At 32.9% G+C, this 10,357-nt stretch carries 8 protein-coding genes; 7 read left to right on the plus strand and 1 reads right to left on the minus strand.

Annotation, left to right across the window (positions count from 1 at the left end):
- The 7 genes from C3E89_RS06205 to C3E89_RS06235 all read left to right on the plus strand — a co-directional run.
- Nucleotides 1–768 (plus strand): PucR family transcriptional regulator (locus tag C3E89_RS06205; protein ID WP_236911597.1); only part of this gene is annotated, 768 nt, incomplete at its 5' end.
- A 343-nt stretch (nucleotides 769–1,111) separates the two neighbouring features.
- Nucleotides 1,112–3,310, plus strand: coding sequence for a DNA helicase PcrA (gene pcrA, locus C3E89_RS06210; RefSeq protein ID WP_236911598.1), 2,199 nt, complete (start codon nucleotides 1,112–1,114; stop codon nucleotides 3,308–3,310).
- A 3-nt stretch (nucleotides 3,311–3,313) separates the two neighbouring features.
- Complete coding sequence (ligA, locus tag C3E89_RS06215) at nucleotides 3,314–5,305, plus strand: NAD-dependent DNA ligase LigA (protein ID WP_236911599.1); 1,992 nt, start codon at nucleotides 3,314–3,316, stop codon at nucleotides 5,303–5,305.
- A 30-nt stretch (nucleotides 5,306–5,335) separates the two neighbouring features.
- A complete protein-coding gene (gatC, locus tag C3E89_RS06220; protein WP_236911600.1) occupies nucleotides 5,336–5,620 on the plus strand; it encodes an Asp-tRNA(Asn)/Glu-tRNA(Gln) amidotransferase subunit GatC in 285 nt (94 codons plus the stop codon).
- 13 nt (nucleotides 5,621–5,633) lie between these two features.
- Nucleotides 5,634–7,082, plus strand: coding sequence for an Asp-tRNA(Asn)/Glu-tRNA(Gln) amidotransferase subunit GatA (gene gatA, locus C3E89_RS06225; protein ID WP_236911601.1), 1,449 nt, complete (start codon nucleotides 5,634–5,636; stop codon nucleotides 7,080–7,082).
- Nucleotides 7,082–8,512: an Asp-tRNA(Asn)/Glu-tRNA(Gln) amidotransferase subunit GatB gene (gatB, locus tag C3E89_RS06230; RefSeq protein WP_236911602.1), complete on the plus strand. Its 1,431-nt coding sequence runs from the start codon at nucleotides 7,082–7,084 to the stop codon at nucleotides 8,510–8,512. The genes gatA and gatB overlap by 1 nt, the downstream gene beginning before the upstream one ends.
- A gap of 129 nt (nucleotides 8,513–8,641) precedes the next feature.
- Nucleotides 8,642–9,916 carry a dicarboxylate/amino acid:cation symporter gene (locus C3E89_RS06235; RefSeq protein ID WP_236911603.1) on the plus strand — a complete coding sequence of 425 codons (1,275 nt, stop codon included), beginning with the start codon at nucleotides 8,642–8,644 and terminating at the stop codon, nucleotides 9,914–9,916.
- A gap of 97 nt (nucleotides 9,917–10,013) precedes the next feature.
- Here the strand turns inward: C3E89_RS06235 and C3E89_RS06240 are convergent.
- Nucleotides 10,014–10,357 (minus strand): DUF4368 domain-containing protein (locus C3E89_RS06240; protein ID WP_236911604.1); only part of this gene is annotated, 344 nt, incomplete at its 5' end.

A 10,357-nucleotide genomic window follows, 5' to 3' on the forward strand; every position in this document is an offset into this window, starting at 1 on the left:
ACTAAAGCCATTTTATCTTGTCAAAATAATCATGTAGCCATTTCTATAATTAATGAAATGCTTAATGAAGATGATCCTGAAGTTATCATATCCCTAGCCTATACCCTTAATTATAATTTTCATGATAATATAGTAGTATCTTGCTTAAGAATGGATGAATACACTGAGGATAAAGCAAGATTTATAGCTAGGAATCTAAGTAGCATAAAGGATTTATACTGTGTACATTATTATAATAATATTTTGATTTTTATATCTTCGGATTCCAGTATAACTGATGAGGATATGAAAAATTATAAGAAGCAGATTATAAGTGTAGCCGAAGGAAATTTAAATAACTACCATTTAGGTGTTAGTAGTCCCTATGAAAGTTTAAAGTATTTAAGGGATGCTATAGAGGAATCTTTAATGGCTTGTAAGGTGTCAAAGATAACGAAGAATAAAATTGAAAGTTATGATAAGATTGGGTCATATAAGCTTCTATTGGATATAAAAAACAAGAATACTTTAAAAAGGTTTTATTACGAATTACTTAATCCTATTATAGAGTATGATGAATGTAAAAATGGAAAATTAGTTGAAACCTTATTAGCCTATGTAGAAAATGATGGAGATATGAAAAAAACTGCTAAGGAATTATTTCAGCATGAAAATACTATAAGATATAGAATACTTAAGATAAGGCAGTTACTAGATTTAGAAGAAGAAAATATAACATTCTATGAAAATATAATCTTAGCTTATAAAATATCAAAAATAATATTTTAAATCTAAATCAAATTTGTGTAAATTTTTTCTATTTTATTAGATCGATTTGGAATCTTTACTAGATTATATTTTAAAACATTATTCAATCGCCAGGAAAAGGTTTTCACACCATTAAAATACAAAGATATTCTTATCCATCCCATTTCTCTGCCAATACAATGGCAAACCAGAAGAAAGAAATATTTTGAATAACCTTATATATTATATCTATTATTTTCAGTAATACTGGGATTAGGTCCTTAATTTCTATACTTGCCCCCATCATCATAGTTTTCCATTGGAAAAAACCCACTATTATTATATAATAAAAAGGAAACGAATGTTTAACTAGGATGGTGACAATATGGAATTAATAAAAGGTTTAAACGATAGACAAAAAGAAGCCGTTCTCCATACAGAAGGGCCTCTACTTATTTTAGCTGGGGCAGGAAGTGGGAAAACTAGGGTATTAACCCATAGGATAGCCTATTTAGTAGAAGAAAAGGGGATTTTCCCAGGAAATATTTTGGCAATAACCTTTACCAATAAAGCTGCCAACGAAATGAAGGAAAGGGTAGATAATTTATTGGATGGTAATATAGATGATATATGGATGGGTACCTTTCACTCTGTATGTGTAAGGATACTTAGAAGGAATATAGATAAAATAGGATATGATAGAAGTTTCTCCATCTATGATAGAGATGATCAAATTACCGTGGTGAAGGAATGTATTAAGGATTTGAACTTGAGTAAGGATATGTATAAGGAAAGATCCGTCCTTAGTGTTATTAGTTCATTAAAGGATAAAATGACGGAGCCGGATACATATATAAACCAAAATTACAGTGATTATTATAGTAGGAATGTAGGAGAGATATATGCCCTTTATGAGAAAAAACTTAAAGCTAATAATGCCTTAGATTTTGATGATTTAATAATAAAAACCGTAGAGTTATTAAAATCCAACCCAGATGTACTAGATTATTATCAAAAGAAGTTTAAGTATATATTTGTAGACGAGTTTCAGGATACAAATAAGATACAGTATAAATTAGTGAAATTGATTTCAGAAAGATATAGAAATATATGTGTGGTGGGGGATGATGATCAGAGCATTTATGGATGGAGAGGTGCGGATATTTCGAATATTTTGGACTTCGAAAAAGATTTTCCAAATACTAAAATCATAAAGTTAGAACAAAACTATCGATCAACCAAAAATATACTGAACGTAGCCAACCATGTAATAAAAAATAATTCAAGCAGAAAAGAAAAGAAACTGTGGACGGACAATGAAGAAGGGAATCAAGTGGTGGTGGAAAGCCTATTGGATTCAGAGGAAGAGGCTTATTTTGTTGCCAATAAGGTAGAAGAACTTATAAAAGAAGGATACAAGCCTTCAGACTTTGCAATTCTTTATAGAACCAATGCCCAATCAAGAACCTTTGAGGAAATATTTATGCGTAAGAGTATACCCTATAAGATTGTGGGAGGATTAAGGTTCTACGATAGAAAAGAGATTAAAGATATTATAGCCTATTTAAAATTAATCCAGAATCCAGTAGATGATATATCCTTAAAGCGAATAATAAATGTCCCCAAAAGAGGAATAGGCAATGCCACCTTAGAAAAAATTGAGGAATATGCTAATGAAGCTGGGGAAAGTATATATAGTACATTGTTAAATGTGGAAAAAGTACCAAATCTATCGACGAGAGCTAAAAACAATTTAAAATCCTTTGTAGATATGATAAACAAATTCATGGCTATGAGTGAAGTAATGGGATTAAAAGAATTCTTAGAAGAAGTTGTCTATGGTATAGGATATATTAAGGAATTGGAAGAGGAAGCTAGTATAGAAGCACAAACAAGGCTAGATAATATAAAAGAATTTATATCTGTAGCCATAGACTTTGAAGTTAGGTATCCTGAAGGTAGTTTGGAAGATTTTTTGGCTACTATATCCCTTCTTTCCGATGTGGATAAAACGGAAGATATAGATAACTCGGTAACTTTACTTACAGTCCATTCAGCTAAAGGATTGGAGTTTCCTATTGTATTCATGGTTGGCATGGAGGAAGGTCTATTCCCCATATCAAGGGCTTTAGACGATGAAACAGAATTGGAAGAGGAAAGGAGGCTTTGTTATGTAGCTATAACTAGGGCTGAGAAATCGCTATTTATAACTCATGCAAAACTTAGAACTATATATGGCAATACCAATTACTCATTGCCTTCTAGATTTATAAGCGAGATACCAGAAGGCTATACCGCTTCATCAATGGATAGAGGGAGAATAAAGGCGTCAGACTATAAAAAACAGCTTGTAAAAGTACATGATTATACTAAAGGAATTAATAGAGCAATATACCAGTCAAATAATAACAATACGGATGTAGATCTTGGTGATAAAGTAAGCCATAAAAAATGGGGTGTAGGTACTATAGTTCAAATTAAGGAAAGGGATGATGATAAGGAAATAGTAATCGCTTTTGATAAGGTAGGCCTTAAAAGATTACTGCTTTCCATTGCTCCGATAGAAATACTGAAAGGAGAGTAATACATGGATAAGATTCAAAGGATGAAAGAACTTATAGAAGAAATTAATGACTTAAATTATTACTATTATACATTAGACCAACCGAAGGTAAGCGATAAAGAGTACGATGCACTTTATGATGAATTAGTAAAATTGGAGAAGGAGACGGGAAGAGTATTTCCCTATTCTCCGACTCAGAGGGTTGGTGGAGAGATATTAGATAAATTTGAAAAACATTTCCATCTAGATAAGCTCTGGAGTCTAGATAAAAGCCAAAACTATGGAGAATTGATTAATTGGGATAATAGGATTAGACGGTTAATAGAAGAGTATAATAATATTAATGAAGACAAATTACCTTCTCCTACTTATGTGGTAGAGTATAAATTTGATGGACTGACTATCAATCTAACCTATAGAGATGGGGAATTGGTCCAAGGCGCCACTAGGGGAAATGGTACCGTAGGGGAAGCCATTTTACCCCAATTAAAGACTATAAAAACCATCCCTTTGAAAATAGATTTTAATGGTACTATGGAAGTTCAAGGGGAGGGATTAATGCCATTATCTGCCCTTAGGAAGTATAATGAAACAGCATTAGAGCCATTAAAGAATGCAAGAAATGCAGCTGCAGGAGCTTTAAGAAATTTAGATCCAAAGGTGACTAAGGAGAGGAATTTAATAGCTTACTTTTATAATATAGGACATATTGAAGGAAAAGAATTCACTACCCATATGGAAATGCTTAAATTTATTAGATCCAATAGGTTGCCCGTATTTGATTATGCTAAAGAATGTAATTCTATAGAAGATGTCATTAATGAAATAGAAAAAATAGAAGAAGAAAGGCATAATTTAGATATATTGACAGATGGTGCAGTAATAAAAATAAACGATATTAGGACTAGACAAGTCCTTGGTTATACCATGAGATTCCCGCGATGGGCTATAGCCTATAAATTTGAAGCAGAAGAAACTACTACTAAATTAATATCAGTCCAATGGAATGTAGGTAGAACGGGCAAAGTTACCCCTACAGCTTTATTAGAACCTGTAGAGATTGCAGGAGCTACCGTGAGACGAGCTACTTTGAACAATTATGATGATATACTTAGAAAAAGGATAGCTATAGGCTCTAGAGTATTGATAAGAAGATCTAATGAAGTAATTCCGGAAATAATGGGAATAGTAGATACAGAAGAAGAAACGGTAGAGGTTGAGAAGCCTACCCATTGCCCTGCTTGTAATAGTGAATTGTACCAAGATGGAGTCCATATATTCTGTCCAAACTCATTAACTTGTAAACCTCAATTAGTATCTAGAATAGTGCATTTTGCTAGTAGAGATGCCATGAATATAGAAGGGCTTAGTGAAAAAACGGCAGAAAAATTATTTGAAGAGTTAAATCTAATGGACATAGGGGATATATATGAGATAAAATATGAGGAGCTATTAAAACTTGAAGGATTTAAGGATAAAAGGGCTAGAAACTTATTAGAAGCTATTGAAAGAAGCAAAGATACTACTTTAGACGCTTTTATCTATGCTCTAGGGATTCCCAATGTAGGTTTGAAAACTGCTCAAGATTTAGCGGAGCATTTTAAGTCTTTGAGAGCTATTATGGATGCTAAATATGAAGAACTAATTACTATTCCAGATATAGGGCCTAAAATTGCAGAGAGTATAACCGAGTTCTTCCATGATGAGAGGATATTAGAAGGTATAGATAAATTATTATTAGAAGGTGTTAAGCCTCATTATGAAGAAATAGCCCTAGAAGAATCCATATTTACTGATAAAACCATAGTGATTACTGGAACTATAGAAGCCTATTCTAGAAAAGAATTAAAGGAGAAAATACAAGATTTGGGAGGAAAGGTGACAGGGTCTGTAAGTAGAAATACAGATTATGTAATTGTAGGTGAAAATCCTGGGTCTAAATATGAAAAGGCTGTAGAATTAGGTATTGAAATTATCGATGAAGAAAGATTATTAGAAATAATGGAAGAGTATTAAAAAAAGCATTGATTATAAAGGAGGAGAAAAATGGTTTCTAAGGAAGAAGTTAAACAAATAGCTGAAATGTGTAAGTTAAAACTATCTCAAGAGGAAACGGATATTTTTATAGCTATGTTTTCTAATGTATTAGAACAAGTAGAAAAATTGAATACAGTAGATACAGATGGAGTAGAAGCTCTAAACTTCCTCAATTTAAAAGAAAAGTCATTGAGGGAAGATATAGTAGAAGACAGTTTGAATAGAGAAGAAGTACTTAAAAATGCTCCGGAACAAGAATATGGATATTTTAAGTTATTAAGAGTGATGGACTAAGAGGGGTGATAAAATGGATATAGTTAAATTAACAGCTATAGAAATGAGAGAAAAACTTAAAAACAAAGAAATATCTAGCAAGGAAATTGTTAATGCTCATTTCGATAGAATAGAAGAAATAGAAGGTGATTTAAATTCCTTTATAACATTGACTAAAGAAGAAGCCCTAAGGGCAGCAGATAGAGTAGACAATAAGATTAAAAATGGAGAGAATTTAGGAATATTAGCTGGTATACCTATAGGGGTTAAAGACAATATAATCACTAAGGATATAAGAACTACCTGTGGTTCGAAGATACTTGAAAATTTTATACCTCCCTATGAAGCCACAGTTATAGAGAAGATAAAGAATGCTGATGGCATTATATTAGGTAAGACTAATATGGATGAATTTGCAGCTAGTTACTCTACAGAGACTTCTTATTTTGGAGTGACTAAAAATCCTATAGATAAAGATAGAGTTCCAGGAGGTTCCAGTGGAGGTTCTACTGCTGCAGTAAAGGCGGGAGAAGTAGCTTTAGCATTAGGTTCTGATACAGGAGGTTCAAACCGTCAACCTGCTAGTTATTGTGGAGTTGTAGGTATTAAACCAACTTATGGCCTTGTTTCTAGATATGGACTTATCTCTTTAGCTAATTCTTTGGATCAAATAGGAACTTTTGGGAGGAATGTGGCAGATGCTGCTTTAATGCTAGAAGCAATTGTGGGACAGGATGCAAAGGACCCAACTTCCATGGATATAGAGAAAGCAGATTATTTAGGAAAACTAAAAGAAGGCATAGAAGGTATGAAGATAGCTTTACCTAAGGAATATATGAGTATGGATATAGATAATAGGATCAAAGAACAAATTATGAAATCTGTAAAACTCCTTGAAAAACTAGGGGGAAAGGTAGAAGAAGTATCCTTACCTCATAGTGAACATGCTTGGTCAACTTATTATTTAATTGTAGTTTCAGAAATCAGCTCAAATATGGCCAGATTTGATGGAATAAGATATGGTTATAGGACGAAAAATTATGAAACTCTAGATGAATTATATATAAATTCGAGAACAGAAGGCTTTGGAGAAGAAATAAAAAGAAGCATTATGGCTGGTACCTATATATTGAGTAGCAAAAAAGGAAAAGAATTTTATAACAAGGCATTAAAAGTAAGGACTTTAATAAAAGAGGATTTTGATAAGGTTTTTGAAGAATATGATATAGTATTAGCTCCTACTACACCTAGTCTACCTTTTAAAATAGGAGATAGTGTAAAAAATCCTTTTGAAATGTATAATTCAGGTATATTTAATATTCCTGCTAATCTAGCAGGTCTATGTGCTATATCACTTCCTTGTGGTTATGTAGATGGTTTACCTGTAGGACTTCAAATAATGGGGGATAGGTTTAAAGAATTAAATATACTAAAAGCCGCCTATGCCTTTGAAGAAGAATTATCCATTGGGGGTGAAAGATAATGGGCTATAAAACTATTATAGGGTTGGAAATTCATGTGGAGCTTATGACAAAGACAAAAATATTTTGTAGCTGTATTAATGCATTTGGTGGAGATGCTAATACCCATTGTTGTCCAGTTTGTTTAGGACTGCCTGGTTCTATTCCTAAGCTAAACAAAGCTGTACTAGAGTATGGAATTAGAGCAGGAATTGCCTTTAACTGCCAAATAGCTGATAGTGTTAAAATGGATAAAAAACATTATTTCTATCCCGATTTAGTAAAAGGTTATCAAACGAGCCAAGATGACAGACCTTTATGTACTAATGGCTATATTGAAATTGAAAAGGAAGAAGGTTCTAAGAAGATTGGACTTCAAAGGATCCATATAGAAGAGGATACTGGAAAATCTATTCATACAGAGGGTGGAGATACATTAATAGATTATAATAGGGCAGGTGTTCCTTTAATTGAAATAGTTACTAGACCAGACATCAATACATCTGAAGAAGCTAGAATGTTTTTAGAAAACCTTAGGAACACTCTAAAGTATATTGAAGTATCTGACTGTAAAATGGAAGAAGGTTCTTTAAGATGCGATGTAAATATAAATGTAGTAGATACTGAAACTGGCAGCAAAACCAATATAACTGAATTGAAGAATTTAAATTCCTTTAAGGCAGTGGTCAATGCAATAGAATATGAAGAAAAGAGACATATAGGTTATTTAGAAAGAGGAGAAAATACAGTAAAAGAAACTAGAAGGTGGAATGAGCTAGAAAACAAAACCCTAGTTATGAGGGGAAAAGGAGGCACTGAGAATTATAGATACTCTGTTGATGTGGATATCCTTCCAGTTAAAATAGATAGGGACTGGATTGAAGAAATAAGAAATAACCTACCAGAACTTCCTCATAATAAAAAGGAAAGGTTTATTAAAGAATATGATTTACCAGAATATGATGCAGGAGTTCTTACCCAATCAAAGGAAATAGCCCAGTTCTATGAAGAAACTAATAGATATGCTAAGGATCCTAAACAGGTTAGCAATTGGATAATGGGAGATGTTTTACGAAGATTAAATGATGAAGAGTTGGAAGTTGAAGACTTGAAGTTTAAACCAAAGGATTTAGCAGATCTTATTGGATTTATAAATAATGGAAAGATTAGCAACAATATAGGAAAGAAAGTATTAAGAGATATGTTTGAAACTGGTAAAAAGCCAGAAGAAATTATAAAGAAAAAAGGATTAATCCAGATTAGCGATGAAGATGAATTAAAAGGAATTGTAGAAAAGGTGTTAGATGAAAACCAGCAATCCATCATAGATTATAAAAATGGAAAAGATAGAGCTCTAGGCTTTTTAATTGGCCAAGTGATGAAGGCTACAAGGGGCAAGGCTAATCCACAGATGGTAAATGAAATGGTAAAGGAGATGATTGAAAGTCGATAGATGGAAATTCTCCATCTTTCGACTTCAATTGTCAGAAAATTGATCCTTGATAAATCCGTAGAGTCAATATATAATAATCATAACTATTTAAAATAGTTATGATTATTTTTTTTAGAATGGGGGGATTTTATGAGTAAAAAGCGAAGAGGTTTGACTACAAAAATTTTTATTGGCCTATTAATAGGTTTAGTGGTTGGTATATTAGTATATAGTTTACCACCTGGAACTTTTAAGGATGATATTTTAATCGATGGAATTTTTCAATTATTAGGGCAGGTATTTTTAAGGGGAATTATGATGATGGTAGTTCCTCTCGTATTTATTTCACTAGTCAATGGAGCTGCTAGTATGGGAGACGTTAAAAAGCTTGGCAGAGTAGGCGCTAGGACCATAGCTTTTTATTTAGCAACTACTGCCTTTGCTGTTTCTTTGGCTTTAGTTTTAGGCTATTTTTTGAAACCAGGTATAGGCTTAGATTTAGGTGCTATCGAACAGATAGAAACTACTGTAAGTGAAAAAACACCATTGGTACAAATACTATATGAAATGGTACCTAGAAACCCAATATCAGCTATGGCTGAAGGGAATATGCTACAAATTATAGTCTTTGCTATAATAACGGGCATTGGTCTATCAGTTTTAGGAGATAAGGTAAAATTGGTTGTTCAAATATTTGAACAGTTAAACGAATTAGTATTGAAGATGGTAGGATTTATAATGCTATTTGCTCCTATTGGAGTATTTGGTTTAATTGCTAGAACCTTTGCTACTGTTGGATATGCAGCTTTAGTTCCATTACTAAAGTATATAATAGCCGTTTATATTGGACTTATTCTTCATGCGGGATTGGTTTATTCAGGTATGCTGAAAGGGCTAACTGGATTAAGCCCTAAGAAATTCTTTAAAAAAATATTTCCAGCCATGTCTGTAGCCTTTTCTACTGCTAGTAGTAATGCAACAGTTCCTATAAATCTAGATATAAATGAAAAACAATTAGGAGTATCTAGAAATATTGCTGCCTTTACAATTCCCCTAGGAGCTACCATTAATATGGATGGTACTGCTATTATGCAAGGGGTGGCAACTTTCTTTATAGCTCAAGTATATAATGTACCTTTAAGTATAGGAGCTATATTAACGGTTGTTTTAACTGCTACATTGGCATCTATAGGTACAGCAGGGGTACCGGGAGCAGGAACCATTATGTTGTCTATGGTACTACAATCAATAGGATTGCCCTTAGAAGGTATTGGTTTAATAATGGGAATAGATAGATTAGTAGATATGGGTAGGACTACTATTAATATTACAGGAGATGCAGCATGTACTGTAATAATAGCTAAAAAAGAAGGAGAATTAGATGAAGAAGTATTTAATTCTGACTCTAAGGCTTTGTCAAAATAAATGAAAAGGGGGACTTATTAGGAGCGGTCAGATAGGGATTTATAATTCCTAAAAAATTCGGCATAGTCGTTGATATTCGGCTATGCCGTTTTTTCGTTTATTTTGGTAAGTCGATAGCACCAATGCAGTTATAGAAAATTTGAATCCGCTGGGTTCTGCGGCCATCTACCTTTTCAGCCTTGAATACTATAATTTTGTCAATGAACTCTCGAATAATCTCTGCATCCAATTCTGTAATTTCTGTGTACTTTTTAACCAGTGCCAAAAAACGGTCGGTATTTAGAGACTGTTCATTTGCTGTATCAATAGTATGTTTTAATTTGGTTATCCTTTCTTCCAGTACCTTCTGCTCGGCTTCATATTCAGCCGACATCTTGTAAAAACGCTCTTCGGGAATTTTGCCCATCACATTGTCCTCATATAGCTTTCGAATGATTTTGT

This window comes from Clostridium sp. Cult1, from assembly GCF_021655095.1.
Lineage (GTDB): Bacteria > Bacillota > Clostridia > Tissierellales > Tepidimicrobiaceae > Schnuerera.